The 15,055-nt window shown below is 52.8% G+C and carries 6 protein-coding genes; 5 read left to right on the top strand and 1 reads right to left on the bottom strand.

The features are described from left to right. Both ADICEAN_RS16260 and ADICEAN_RS16255 read left to right on the top strand, forming a co-directional pair. Nucleotides 1–843, top strand: an 843-nt coding sequence (locus ADICEAN_RS16260) for a DUF2254 family protein (RefSeq protein WP_152426474.1), incomplete at its 5' end; no start/stop codon positions are given. Between the two features lie 176 nt (nucleotides 844–1,019). After that, nucleotides 1,020–2,030 (top strand): T9SS type A sorting domain-containing protein, encoded by a 1,011-nt coding sequence (locus tag ADICEAN_RS16255; RefSeq protein WP_040397664.1) that lies wholly within the window; start codon nucleotides 1,020–1,022, stop codon nucleotides 2,028–2,030. Nucleotides 2,031–2,132: 102 nt separating this feature from the next. Here the strand turns inward: ADICEAN_RS16255 and ADICEAN_RS16250 are convergent, their stop codons facing one another. Beyond that, the gene (locus ADICEAN_RS16250) at nucleotides 2,133–2,663 is read right to left on the bottom strand and encodes a hypothetical protein (RefSeq protein WP_051068882.1); all 531 of its coding nucleotides are present in this window, start codon (nucleotides 2,661–2,663) and stop codon (nucleotides 2,133–2,135) included. A 746-nt stretch (nucleotides 2,664–3,409) separates the two neighbouring features. Between ADICEAN_RS16250 and ADICEAN_RS16245 the strand changes: the two genes are divergently transcribed. Genes ADICEAN_RS16245 through ADICEAN_RS16235 form a run of 3 tightly spaced genes read left to right on the top strand, consistent with a single transcriptional unit; the run spans nucleotide 3,410 to nucleotide 14,926 of the window. Next, nucleotides 3,410–9,058, top strand: coding sequence for an Ig-like domain-containing protein (locus tag ADICEAN_RS16245; RefSeq protein ID WP_009196736.1), 5,649 nt, complete (start codon nucleotides 3,410–3,412; stop codon nucleotides 9,056–9,058). A 4-nt stretch (nucleotides 9,059–9,062) separates the two neighbouring features. Next, the gene (locus ADICEAN_RS16240) at nucleotides 9,063–9,986 is read left to right on the top strand and encodes a PorP/SprF family type IX secretion system membrane protein (RefSeq protein WP_009196735.1); all 924 of its coding nucleotides are present in this window, start codon (nucleotides 9,063–9,065) and stop codon (nucleotides 9,984–9,986) included. 2 nt (nucleotides 9,987–9,988) lie between these two features. After that, complete coding sequence (locus ADICEAN_RS16235) at nucleotides 9,989–14,926, top strand: OmpA family protein (protein WP_009196734.1); 4,938 nt, start codon at nucleotides 9,989–9,991, stop codon at nucleotides 14,924–14,926. Nucleotides 14,927–15,055 lie beyond the last annotated feature (129 nt).

Below are 15,055 nucleotides of genomic sequence, written 5' to 3'. Positions count from 1 at the left end.
TTTTTAGCTATCTTACTGGTATTGAGCTGTTTTGCCGCCTTTGTTTCTTTCATCCACGGCATTAGCCAGAATATACAGATCGGAAACATTCTGGCAAATTTGTACGAGCAAACACGCCAGCGTCTGCAGCAGCATCTAAGCCAGCCCTTTACAGACGAGATCCCCTCAACAGACAGATGGGCCATTATTAGCAGTGCTAAAACCGGCTATTTTCAGGGGATCAACGAAGAGCTTGTAGCCGAAATTGGACGGGAGCAGGAAGCGCAACTCCTTGTGTTGGAGCCCCATGGTCAGTTTGTGCTGGAGGGCATGCCTTTGCTAAAGAGTAGCAAGCCGCTGCCGGCCCAGGATGTGGTGCGGGTGCAGGAGCAATGCAATTACTACCATCAGGAGCGTATTTCAAGCAACTTTCTGTTTGGCATTAAGCAGATCAATGAGGTGGCGGCCAAAGCCCTGAGTCCGGGCATCAATGATGCCGGAACAGCCCTGACAGCCATTGATTATTTAACCCAGCTGTTTGTGGATCTGCTGCAGCTGGGCGCTTACCGGATAGCCAGGGACCACAAGCGAATGCCGCGGATCTTTTACAAAGAAACACCCTTTGAGGAAACCTTTTATAGAAACTTTGCCAACCTGAGAATTTATGGAGCCGGTGATGTTGGCGTAAAGCAGAAGCTGCTCCACATGCTGGACATTCTGGAACAGCATCCAAAAGGGCTAGTTCATAAACCGTTTTTTGTGCGGGAGCGAAAGGCACTGTTGGAAAATGCAAAGGAGGCTCTTAGCAGTGAGTGGGATCTGAAACGGGAAGTCTTTCCTACAAGTCGAAGGAAAGAAGAGTAGCGTTTCTGATTCTTTACTTAACATAATATAAATTATATAACATTCCTATCTATTCCTGAGCCAAATCATCATGCTTCGCCAGAAATTAATGGCGCAAGATGATAATTGTCATTGAGCCATCGCTTCTATTTGCTGATCTTTAAGCATTCGTTCTTTATCACTTACTGTAATCAGCCATGAAAACTTTTTTTACTTTCATGTTGCTCCTGCTGTTAGTGCCTTTAGCTTTTGTAAAGGCAAATTTTCCCCACAGCAGAGCCGGTATTGCTCCCCTTAGCGGCCCTCGTACCGAACCCGCAGTAACCGATCAGCCAGCTTACTGGTATGAAGCCTTGCCTAATGGTACTGTTAAATTAAACGTCAATAATACTACTTCTTACGAAGTTGTCGGCGACCTGATCCGGGAACGCTTGCCTGACCATGCCTATGGTGAAATCCTGACAGAATTTGCCATACCCTCAGGCAGTACCTATTCCTATATTGATGACCATGTGCTGCCAGGTGAAACGTACTTCTATGTATTTGAATACCGCATAGAAGGCGTTTACGGATGGGTAATCAATTTCGATACTGTAACCGTACAATCAGTTATCCCTGCCCTGGGAAACTTCTATTTGATCGCCGCTTCTTCAGATGATGAGTACGATATCCTGCAGGATGGCAAGACCATTGTGATTGAAAACACAAACATACGGGCGGAAGCAAATGCAGATCTTACTGGTTCGGTTATATTTTACCTGAACGGTAAAAGGTTTAAAGACAACACAGCCCCCTTCGCCCTTTTTCCAGAAACAAAAGGTGATTTTAAAAAAGGTCGATTAACAAATGGCAGTTATCACCTGATGGCCATTGCGTATCCCGAAAAGAATGGAAAAGGCATACCCGGCGATACCCTGACTGTAAATTTCACAGTAGAAAATATGTATGAAGATGCTAAAGTGAGCCTCTTCCCGAATCCTGTTGAGGGCCGGTCTGTGCTTGATATAGCAGGCAGTTCGAATAGCCCTGTTACAGTCCATATTATTCCGCATTCTGGTTCGGCAAAGAAAATGATCTGGCAGGGCGTACTAAATGATGCTGGTACTGCACAAATTCCTATAGAAACTCAGGGATTACGAAAAGGAATATATATTCTTAGCATCACTGTCGGTGATCAAGTAATCAACAAGAGATTTGTTGTCCAATAATAGTATAACCGAACAACAATAGTTCAGAACGGAATTGCGCCAAGCAACACAAAAGGGCTCTGGAACCGCATCCAGAGCCTTTTTTATAGGTATGGTTCCCCTCTATAGCTGGGGTTGATGCAACTCCCTGCCAAAAGAAAGCTGAATGCGTTTTGCGTTCATATAGTCCAGCAGCGCATACAAAAAAAGAATTACCGCCCACATTTCAAGCAGTTCTTCTATGCAATACAGCAGCTTGTTGATGATATGATCAAGCCCATACAGCTTAAAAAAATAACCCTCCAGTAGCTCCAGTCCAAAAGCGCCGGTCACAAAAACCAGACCGCTAATCAGAAACAGCCGTCTGGTAAGCATAGGCAAACGCAGCACAAACGAAATAAAAAATAAACCGGCAGCCACAATCAGCACCGAATACGGCACCACCCATGACCAGTGAATAAACCCGTTCAGGTCGGTGGGCAATGCAGGCGTTAGATGTTCTGCAATCTTTTCATGAAACTGGATATTTTCATCCAGGGATAAAAACAGAAAAAGCAAGGCAAGCACCCCCCAGTAATGCCAGTCCTTCTCCCTGCTTGCCCGGCTGCTCCAGTAGGTTATTCCGCACAACAGGGCACCAAACATAAGCAGCATGGTGGCAAAAAACTTGGAAAGTTCGATTCAACATTGAAATCAAAGTACCAGGCTGCATACCAGTACAGGACTGTTAAATTGTTCTTGCCGGTATAGGTCATGTACATGGAAAGCAGGTTGCCCACCAATAGCAACAGGCTGATCCCTACTAAAACATAGGCAAGCCCTTGTGGTGAGACCGCTAAGGGCTTTTGGGAGGCCGGCTCCACAGCTATGCCAGGCTCCTGTGATTGTGTGGAATGTAGAGGTTGAGGAGCTGTTTGCATATAGGTGCCGCTGAAGGATATTGACTATAAACTTGAATTGACATGCCTCCCGGCCTAGTTGGAGTACGTCAAACACACTTTCAGGTAAACAAGCCTAATGATACTAAAAAAAGACTATTCTACTGCTTAATAGTGAAAGAAAAGGCCAATTTCCTGCATGTTTCAGTAAAATATTACCTCAGCTTTTAGCACCCTGCCTTCGAAAGATACCAGCCCTCCTTCAAGTTTATCTTCCAGGGATGCAAAAATCAGCTCCAGATAGCTCAAATTTTCTTTAGGATTCCAAAAATCAACTAAGATCGGGTGCAAAATTTTTAACTGTTTGTGCGGCCACCCCTACAGCCCTGTCTAGGGCTCTTTTTAAAAAAGACCCGCTATACCTTACAGGAATGATTTATGAACGCTCTGAGTATAACAAATGGTGAGGGATGCGCCTACCTTTGAAGATTGCAACTCAATACCAAATTTTTATAAAAGGAAATGGCCCTTTCACTTTTGTTTTGCTGGCGACCATCCCGTGTACCTGCCGCTACAGCACAGCCTGAACTGGCACAGGCGCTCGTAGGGGCCCTACTGCTCCTGCTCGTTTCGCTTACAGCTCAGGCTCAGCCCCCTAAAGCCCCAAATGCTATACCGGATGTAGCCTTTGTTTATGAAAACACAGTGTTGAATGGCAGCAGTGTACTGGCCAATGACAAGGATGATAACAAGGCCAGCCTTATAGCCGTGCTGGTGACCGGCCCCGAGCATGGTACTCTTGTGTTTAACAGTGATGGTACCTATACCTACACGCCGGCACCCAATTTTACCGGATCAGATGCTTTTTATTATAAAGCAGTTAATGAAAACAACCTGGAAAGTAAGGTAGTACGCGTGCGGATCAACATCTGGCCTGGGCCCAACCAAACCTTACCGGTAGATGATTACTATGCAGTAGAAGAAGCTGGCCTCATCAACAATCTGGCCCCTGGCGTATTGGCAAATGATAGCTATGATCCCCTGCTCCCCCCCGAAGTTCAATTGCAAAATGCCCCCCTCCATGGCAGTCTTAGCCTGAATGCCGATGGGTCGTTTATGTATACACATGATGGCTCAGAAACTACTGCCGATAGCTTTTCTTACCAGCTTGTGCAGGGCGCTACTACCTCTGTTAGTGCCACGGTAGTCATCACAATCCTAGCAGTAAATGATGCTCCCTTAGCGCATGCCCAGAGCCTCAGTACTGCCGAAGATGTAGCGCTTCCTCTTAGCCTATCGGGCTCAGATGCAGAAGGCGATGTTCTAACTTACACCATTACCTCCCCTCCTGCCCATGGCAGCCTGAGCGGCTCCGCTCCTGATCTGGTCTATACCCCGTTTGCAAACTACCACGGTCCGGATGCTTTTAGCTTCCAGGTACATGATGGGTTGGAAGCTTCTGTCCCAGCTACCGTTTCGCTTACCGTAAGCCCTGTAAACGATGCCCCCCAGGCGGCCAACCAGCTGCTGAGCACACCGGAAGATCAGGCCCTTTCCCTGCTGCTATCGGCTACCGATGTAGACGGCGATGCCCTTAGCTATACGCTCCTAACTGCTCCTGCACATGGCACCCTAAGCGGCACAGCCCCTGCCCTAATCTATACGCCTGATCCCGATTATGTTGGTACGGATGCGTTCACATTTGCCGTTTCTGATGGGGTACTTACATCCCCTGCGGCTACGGTCAGCATCTCCATTCTACCGATCAATGATGCCCCCCAGGCACTTACACAAAGTCTTGGCACAGCCGAGGATACCCCTCTTTCCATTACACTCTCGGGTGTGGATCCCGAAGGAGATGCCCTCAGCTACACCATTACCAGCCCTTCGGCACATGGAAGCCTAAGCGGTACGGCGCCTAACCTGGTCTATACACCAGATGCCGACTATCATGGTACGGATGCCTTTAGTTTTACAGTGTCGGATGGGGAATTGAGCGCATCTCCGGCTACAATTGCCATTACCATCAGCCCTGTGAATGATGCTCCCCTGGCTCAGGCACAAGCACTTACAGGCCAGGAAGATACCCCAATATCCATTACCTTAAGCGGAACCGATGTAGATGGCGATGCCCTTAGCTATTCTCTTATTACAGGCCCCGCCCATGGCAGCCTGTCAGGGACGGCCCCCAACCTTACCTATACCCCTACCGCCAATTATACGGGAGGTGATGCCTTTACCTTTGCTATATCAGATGGTTTACTCAGTACTTCCGCCATTATATCCATCACAATCCTGCCAATCAACGATGCACCCCTGGCCCTTAGCCAGAGCCTTAGCACCCCTGAGGACACCCCCTTGTCTATTACCCTTTCGGGTAGTGATGCCGAAGGAGATGCCCTGAGCTACACCATCACTAGCGGCCCTTTGCATGGCACCTATTCTGACGGCATCTATACCCCTGAGGCCAACTACCATGGTACCGACAGCTTCAGCTTTCTGGCCTCTGATGGCGAACTGAGCTCGGCACCGGCTACCATTACCATCACCATTGTGCCTGTAAATGATGCGCCCATTGCCAATGCACAATCGCTGAGCACTCAGGAAGACGAGCCGCTGTCCATGCTGCTGAGCGGCAGTGATGTTGATGGTGATGCGCTAACGTATAGTCTCATCAGCTCACCGGCCTTCGGCAGCCTGAGCGGCACAGCCCCTGCCCTTATCTATACCCCTGCTCCTGATTTCACAGGTTCAGATTCCTTTAGCTTTCAGGTACAGGACGGTTCTGGCACTTCCGGCATCGCCACCATTTCCCTTACCGTTTTGCCGGTAAATGATGCCCCACAGGCAACAGCCCAGCTGCTTGTCACTCGTGAAGATACCCCCCTGGCCCTGCTGCTGGCCGGTTCAGATCCGGAAGGGGATGTGCTTAGCTACAGTATCAGCAGCAGCCCTGCTCATGGAACGCTCAGCGGAACAGCTCCAGAGATGACCTACACCCCTCATCCAGATTATTATGGACCAGATGCCTTCAGTTTTACTGTATCGGATGGAGCGCTGGTATCAGCACCCGCTCAGGTAAGCATTACCATCAGCCCGGTAAATGATGCCCCCCTTGCGCAGGACGATGCCGCCAGTGTAGCAGAAGATGCAGTGCTCAATGGTAGCAGTGTGCTGTCCAATGATACGGATGTAGACGATCAGGACCTTACTGCTTTTGTAGTATCAACGCCCCTTCATGGCAGCCTGCTGCTGCAGCCCGATGGCACCTTTACCTACACCCCTTTTGCTGATTATGACGGAACTGATTCCTTTACCTACAAAGCACAGGATGCTGCCGGTGCAGAAAGCAATCTGGCTACTGTAACCATCACCATCAGCCCGGTAAATGATGCCCCCCTTGCGCAGGCGCAAAGCCTGACTACAGCAGAGGATACTCCCCTTAACCTTACCCTCTCGGGATCAGATGCTGATGGAGATGCCCTGAGCTATACCATCACTACCCCTCCTGCCCATGGTAGCTTAAGCGGTACAGCGCCTAGCCTGGTGTATACACCCTATGCCGATTATGCAGGCTCCGACACCTTTTCCTTTACGGTATCAGATGGTGAACTGAGCTCCTTACCTGCCACCATTGCCCTTACGATCACACCTGTAAATGATGCTCCTGTAGCCCATGGGCAAACCCTGAGCACACCCGAAGATGTAGCCCTGGACCTTGTACTGATGGCCAGCGATCTGGAAACCACCACCCTGGTGTATACCATTGGTACCCCTCCCGCCCATGGCAGCCTGTCCGGTACGGCCCCTGCCCTTACCTATACACCCAATGCTGACTATGCCGGACCTGATTTCTTCACCTTTACTGCTTCTGATGGATCTCTTACGTCTGCAGAAGCGACCATTAGCCTAACCGTTGTGCCGGTAAACGATGCGCCCCTGGCCCTTAGCCAGAGCCTGAGCAGCCCGGAAGACACCCCCCTGCCTGTTACCCTGTCGGGCAGTGATGCTGAAGGAGATGCCTTAAGCTATACGATCCTCTCAGCACCGGCAAACGGAACCCTCAGTGGTACGGCGCCCAACCTGCTCTATACCCCTTCGGCAGACTTCTACGGATCGGATGCATTCAGTTTTCTGGTGAATGATGGAACTGAAGATTCTGCCCCGGCCACCATCTCCATTACCGTAAGCCCGGTAAATGATGCGCCCCTGGCGCTGGGGCAAAGTGTGAGCACTCAGGAGGATGAAGCCCTGGCCATTGCCCTTAGCGGAACCGATGCGGAAAACAGCCCCCTGAGCTATACCATCATCAGCGGCCCTACTCATGGCACCTATGAAGGCGGCCTCTACACCCCTGAGGCCAACTACCATGGCACCGACAGCTTCAGCTTTCAGGCCTCCGACGGCGAGCTAAGCTCGGCACCGGCCACCATCACCATTACCATAGTACCAGTGAATGATGCCCCGCTGGCAGTAGCCCAAAGCCTGGCTACTGCCGAAGATACCCCTCTTGCCATCACCCTAGCCGGTACGGATACCGAAGGGGATGCTCTCAGCTATACCATTGGCACCCCTCCTGCCCATGGCAGCCTCAGCGGTACAGCGCCGGATCTGGTCTATACCCCGGCAGCAGATTATGCCGGTGCAGATGCATTTACCTTTCGTGTGAGCGATGGGGCATTGGACTCCCCTACTGCTACTGTAACCATTACCATCAACCCGGTAAATGACGCTCCGCTGGCGCTTGCCCAGCAGATCAGTACGCAGGAAGATGAAGCTGTATCAATTGAACTAAAGGGCAGCGATGTAGAGGGTGATGCCCTGACCTTTACACTAGTTTCAGGACCGGCACAGGGCAGCCTGAGTGGCACCGCTCCAGCATTGGTCTATACCCCTTCGGCCAATTATCATGGCGCCGATGCCTTTACCTTCCGGGTTTCGGATGGTGAGCATAGTTCCGCTTCTGCTACAGTAACAATCAATGTGCAGGCTGTAAATGATGCTCCGCTCACCCTGGCCGATGAGTATACGGTTGACCAGGGCGCCAGTCTGGTTATAGGTGCGCCAGGTGTTCTGGCAAATGATACGGATGTGGAAGGTGATGCCCTTACCGCCATCCTGCTGAGCACCACCGCCCATGGCAGCCTGGCGCTACAGGCGGATGGCTCCTTTACCTATGCGCATGACGGCTCCGATACCGGCACCGACAGCTTCAGCTACCAGGCCACAGATGGCAGCTTGCCGGGAAATGTGGTGACGGTTACGATTACCATACATGCGGTTGAGGTGAATCTTCCACCCATTGCCCATAACGATAGTTTTCTGGGCCGGGAAAATGAGGTGCTGAACGGCAATGTCCTTAGCAATGATGCTGATCCCAGAAGCCTGATGCTAACGGTAAATACCGGCCTGCAGGCGCAACCCGCTCATGGCAGCCTGCAGCTGCAGCCCACTGGTGACTTTACCTATACCCCTGCCCCTCAGTTTAATGGGGAGGACAGCTTTACCTACAGTGTCTGCAATGAAACCGGACGCTGCGCCAGTGCTGCAGTACGCCTGATCATTCGCCCCTATGACAGTGATGGCGATGGCATTCCCGATGTAGTGGAATGGGGTCCCAGCGAAAGCAGCCCCCGCGATACCGATGGGGATGGCACGCCGGATTACCTGGACCTGGATTCGGATAATGACGGCCTGCCTGATGAGACCGAGGCAGGTGCTGATCCCACACAGCCCGTAGACACCGATGGCGACAGCCTGCCCGATTACCTGGATTATGACAGTGATGGCGATGGGAAAACAGATACTGAAGAAGGCCTGGGTGACTGTGATGCCGATGGTATCCTGAATTACCTGGATGGAGAGGATCCCTGCAAGGAAAAGGTCCTGATTGCACAGGGCTTTTCGCCCAACGGAGATGGAAACAACGACCGCTGGAACATCTTCCTGATTGAGAATTTCCCGGCCAATAAAGTGCAGGTATACAACCGCTGGGGTGCCCTTGTTTTTGCCCTGGACGGCTACAACAATGAAGAAAAAGCCTGGACAGGTGAAGCAAACCGTGGAAAGGCAGCAGGGGGCGCCCAACTACCGGACGGCACCTACTATTACCTCATTTCGCTGGGTGATGGAAGCCCCTCCTATACCGGCTATGTGGTTATCAAACGCTAGAATCATGCAAACATACATATATTCCGCTTCTACCTTCAGGCTCCTTTTGCTCCTGTTGCTGATAGTGCCCGCCAGCCTCTGGGCCCAGCAGCAGCCGCTCTTTACGCAATACATGTTCAATGGCCTGGCCATTAACCCCGCCTATGCCGGCAGCCATGAGTCCATGAGCATTACGGCCCTTGCCCGCAAGCAGTGGCTGGGCATGGAGGGAGCACCCAGCACCCAAACCTTTGCCCTACACACCCCTGTGCCCAATGAAAAAATTGGGCTTGGGCTGCTGCTTACCCATGATCAGGCAGGGCCTGTTCATCAGTACAACATCAAGTTTGCCTATGCGTACCGGCTGCCCCTGGGCCCGGGCAAGCTGGCCATGGGGATTCAGGCCGGATTGCTAAACTACAATGCCCGCTTTAGCACCCTCTACCTGGGCCCCAACGTGCAGGACCCTACCTTTGAGCAGGATATTAACAAAACTCTCTTTGATGTAGGCACCGGCCTTTATTATTCTACCGACCGGTTTTATCTGGGCCTGGCCGTGCCCCAGATGCTTGCCCTGCAATCTGAACAGCACATTCACCTGTCCCGGCATTATTTTCTAAACAGCGGCTATGTGGTTGCCCTGAACCGCTCCCTGCAGCTGAAGCCCAATGTGCTGGTGAAGGCAGTAGCCGGCGCCCCCCTGGAGCTGGATCTGAATGCCAACCTGCTCATAAACGAAGTGCTTTGGATAGGCGCTTCCTACCGCTCCTTTCAGACCCTGAGCGCCCTGCTGGAACTTCAGCTCACCGACCAGCTGCGGGTAGGCTATGCCTATGACTTTCCGGCCTCATCGGAACTGGGGCGGCATACGTCAAGCTCTCATGAGCTCATGCTCAACTACCGCTTTACCTTCTATAAGTCAAACATTTCAACGCCCCGGAATTTTTGAACATGCGCTTTACCCGATTCCATCTCTATACGCCCCTTTTCCTGTTACTTCTGCTAAGCTACAGCCCCCTGCCGGCGCAGTACAACAGCCTGGGCTCCAACCTAAAATCCGTTGAAAAACGGGCCAATGACCGCTTTGGCAAGGGCGCTTTTGCCGAGGCTGCAGCGCTTTATGAGCAGGTGCTGGGGAAAAACAGCAGCAAGCAGCCAGCCATGCTGCGCCTGGCCGAGTGTTATCTACGGCTGAACGAGCCCGAAAAAGCAATAGTCTGGTATGAGCGGGGACTGGCCACCCCTGCCACTGTGCAGGACCCTTCCCACCTGTTGCACTATGCTCAGGCCCTGGCCGCTGTTGGCAATTACCCGCTGGCGAGCGTATGGTACCAAAACTTTCTTACGCTGGTACCCCATGACCGGCGGGCCACAAACCAGCTGCAGGCCATTGCCAGGCTGGAGGCATTCAAGGCCGATTCGGCACGCTATACGATCAAACGGCTCCCGATCAACTCCGCCCAGGCCGATTTCGGTCCCGCCTTTTATGAGGACGGGCTGGTGTTTGTTTCCGGTCGTCAGACAAAGAAACCCGTAAAACGGGTAAATACCGGTGATCAGAGTGGCTTTTATGACCTCTACTTTAGCCAGATCACCGGCGAGGGACAGCTGACCAGTCCCCGTAAACTGCAGCAGGACCTGAGTACCCGCCTGCATGAAGGACCCGTGGCTTTTTTCGATGGCGGAAAGCGCATGATTTTCAGCCAGAACAGCGAAAATAGTACTGCTGGTAAGGGGAAAAAGCTGGCCCTTTACGAGGCCGAACGGGCAGCCGATGGCAAAAGCTGGATCAACCTGCGCCCCCTTCCCTTCAACAGCAATGCCTATTCGGTGGCCCACCCCAGCATCAGCCCGCAGGGCGATGTGCTCTATTTTGCGTCCGACATGCCGGGGGGGTACGGCCTAACCGACCTCTATGTAAGCCGCCGGGTAAACGGCAGCTGGACCACACCCCAGAATCTGGGGCCCCGGGTAAATACCGAAGGCAATGAGCTCTTTCCCTACCTGCACCAAAACACCCTCTACTTTGCCTCCAACGGACTGGGCGGTTTGGGCGGGCTGGACATCTTCCAGCTTTCGCTAAGCCATGAGGGGGATACCCCCCGAAACATGGGCGTACCCCTTAACTCCCCGCGGGACGATTTTGGCTTTATCATCAACGACCAGCAGACAGGCTACTTCTCTACCAATCGCCTCAATGAGCACAAGGATGATCTCTATTGGGTAAAACTGCTTAACGCTACCCCTGAAGCCTCACCCCATCTGTCTGTGGTTGCGGCGCCCCATAGTGCGCAGCTCAGGGGGGTACTGGTGGAGCGCCAAACGGGCAAGCCCCTTACAGATGCCTCCGTTTATGTGCTGAATGAAGCGACCGGTGAAGAATTAACCCTTAGAACCAATGAGCAGGGGCAGTTTGGCTTTGAAGCGCGCCTGGAAGATTACTATGCCCTGATGGGCGAAAAAGGAGTCAATTCTGTATTTGTGATCAACCTGAGCCCCCGGGACTATGCCGAATCCGGCACATTGATCCGGCTGGAAGCCAGCGCCCCCTCCTATGCCGACAAGCTGGTAATAGAAGCCAGCCTGTTCGACAGCCTGTCGCACGAGCCGGTAATCTTTGCCGGAGCCTTTCTCTATGAAGGCGATGAAGAAAAACAGATGGACTACACCACCCTGGAGGGCAAGGCCTATTTTACAGGCAGCAGGGGAAGAAACTACTGGCTGGATATCATCAGCATCAATTATCAGGACCGTAAATTCAGGATTCCGGCCACCTCCCGCATTCAGAACGATACCCTCAAAGTGGGTATTCCCCTGCAGAAATTCTTGCGCAGCCAGCAGCTGGTCAAGGGGATCATTGTGCGGGAAGAAAACGGAACCCCTGTAAGCGGTGCAGATATTTATGTGCTGAATGAGGCTACGGGCGCCGATCAGGTGCTGCAATCCGACAGCAAAGGTGAATTCAGTTTCCGGGCCATCGTGGGTGATACCTACCTGATCATGGGCGAAAAGCAGGAGCTCCACGTGTTCATGCCCAATGTGGCCATCAGTGATCCAAAAAATGAGCCCAACCAACGCATTACCCTTGCCGCCAGCCGCCCTCACTTTGTGCGGGAAGTGGTGGTAGAAGCCCTGGTGATGGATAGCATTACATCGGCTCCCCTGCGGCTGGCCGAATTGGAATTTATGGTCAAGGGGGCAGTTAGCAAGCACTATACCCCCTCCTCCGGCAAGGCCTACTTCAGCCTGCCGGTCGGTCAAGCCTTTTCTGTAAAAGCCAGCCTGTTCGACTATGCCGCGCAGGTGCGTAGCCTAACAGCAGCGGCCCCTCCGGAGCAGGATACCGTGCGGCTCCGGATACTCATGGCCCGGCAGACACCCCCCCTGCTGCAGGTGCAGGGTACCGTACGGGACAAGCTAAGCCAGCTGCCCCTTGCTAATGCCAGCATTTACCTGCTGAATGGCAAAACGGGCGATGAACAGCTGGTAAAGAGTGATGCCGCAGGGGCATTTCAGCTTCAGGCTTCCCTGGATAGCCCCTACATGATCATGGCAGAAAAGGGGAATAGAACAGTATTCATCATCGACCACCAGTTTATTCCTGCAGCCAATGGCCAGCTCCCCTCCCTGCAGCTGGAGCTCGAAGCTCCTCACTTTACTCCTTCAGTTGCCAGTACCGTGCAGGTGCAGGCACAGATCATTGATTCAGAAAGCCGTGCGGCTGTAAAATTTGCCTTTGTAAAACTGTATAAGGGCGGCCAGCCCCTTGAGCTGGCCTTTGCCGATGAGGCGGGCCAGGTAAGGCTGCTGCTGGAAAGAGACACCCTCTATGAGGTGCGGCTGGAAAAACACCAGTACACCGACCGTATTTTTACCCTATCTACCCATCAGGTAGCCGGTGATAGCCTGCTGCAGCAGTGGGAAGTTAGCCGGCAGTTACCGAAACTCCTGCCCATTGCCGGCAATGTCTATGATCTTCAGGCAGCCGCTCCCCTGGCCGGAGCCACCATCTGGATTTTGAACACAACTACCGGTGAGCAGCAGCAGCTGAAGGCCGATCAGGGCGGTGACTTTACCTTTGAAGCCAGCAAGGAGCATACTTATACCATCCTTGGCGAAAAGGGGGGTAAAAATGCCAGTCTCAGCAACATAAACCCTGAGGAGCTGGCCGAAAATCAGCAAAAGGTGCAGCTGGTAGTACAGCCCCAACAAGCAGGCACCCTTGTAATAGCGGCCACCGTACTGGATGGCAAAAGCGGGGAGCCTGTAAAAGCCGCTTCAGTGCAGCTGATGGATAACCTTAAGCCCCTAAGCAGTACCCATACCAGCCTGAAGGGCAAAAGCTGGCTGACTGCCCCAGCCGGCAGGGAGTATGAACTCCAGCTGGCGGCCAGCCAGTATGTATCCCAGTCCATTCGCTTGTCGGCCAGCCAGCTAGCTGCCGCCGATACGCTGGCCGTGCAGGTGCTGCTCCAGCCCATTGAGCGGGTTAGTATTGCCCAGGCTGCTCTTTTCCTTAACCAACCGGATGGCAAACCCCTTGCCCATGCCGATGTGTATGTGCTCAACACCACCACCGGCGAGGAGAAAAAACTGCAGACCGATGAAAAAGGTCTGGTGGTGTATCCCGCCAAATCTGGGGATACGTACGCGCTGCTGGCAGAAAAAAACCAGGCCCGAGCCTACCTGACCGATGTAGTGAGCACTGCTGAAGGAGATACGCTAAAGCTGCTGGCCCACCCCCCTGTGCAGCAGCTGTTGCCTGCTAAAGTAGTGGCCCGTGACAGCGAAAGCCTGGAAGCTGTCAAACTTCTGGAGGTTCGCCTGAGCAGCCCGGGTACAGACCCGCAAACGCTACACACCTCCACAAAGGGCGAGGCGCACCTATATCTGAATCCAGCAGCCAGCTACCTCATCAGCACCAGACACATTAGCTATACATCACTGGAGCAGGTAATTGATATCAAGACCCAAACAGGCGATACCCTGCTCATAGACCTGCTGCTGGAAAAACAGCTGCCCCAGTTTGCTACCCTTGAGCTGCAGGTGATCGATGAGCTCAGCAAGCTGCCCCTTCCCTCGGCCCGGGTGATAGTGCAGAACGAAAGCACAGGCGAAGAGCGGGTGCTGCTGGCCAACGCTCAGGGCAAGCTCTCTCTGAAAGCGAAGCGCAGCGACCGCTACACCATCAGTAGCACGGCAGAAGGCTATAGCTCAGCCAAACTGATGGGCATACAGGCGGGTGACCGGGAGGCAACGGGCACACATCCCCTGCTGATTACGGTTGTACGCCAGGCGGTAGCCGGCCAGACGGCCCTGGTAGGGCGCTATGATCTGTATGAGAACCTGAGTGGAAGCAGGCAGCTCTTTGTTTCTGCCGATGGCCTGCTGTATGAGTATCAATCGGGCGATCGTGTGCTGCTGCGCAATAAAAGCAGCGTACAGGTTCTGTCAAATGAAGCTAACTCCGGCAACAGAGGCTCACTGGCTGAAGAGTTCATCGCCTATGTGGATAGCACATCAATCGGCCATAAGACCTTTATCAGCACCATTTACTATGACTTTAATAAAACAGCCCTAACGGCCGCTGCCCGGGAAGAACTGCAAAAGCTGGCCGAGCTGATGAAGTCGCATCCGGATCTGTCCCTTAAGATCAATGCCTTTACTGACAGCCGCGGACCGCAGCAGTACAACCTGGTGCTTTCAAGCCAGCGGGCACAGGCTGCCCTTGATTTTCTGGTAGCGCAGGGGGTTAACCGCCAGCGCATCAGCAGCGAAGGCTTTGGTGAAAGCAGGCTTCTGAAGCCCTGCCCCAGCCCCCAGGACTGCAGTCCGGCCGATCACCAGCTCAACCGCCGAGGAGAATTTGTGCTGAACATAGGTCAGTAAAGCGGTAGCCTCATCAGGGGTATGGGATACATAATGCAGGTCTTAGCTTAGCAGGGCATAGGTATAAAAGCTGAATTATTCCGAATTTCTGAAACTGATTAGTATAACAAAAACATGAGTCATCCCGAA

This window comes from Cesiribacter andamanensis AMV16 (assembly GCF_000348925.1).
GTDB lineage: Bacteria > Bacteroidota > Bacteroidia > Cytophagales > Cyclobacteriaceae > Cesiribacter > Cesiribacter andamanensis.
This window is presented reverse-complemented; position numbering and strand designations above follow the sequence as displayed.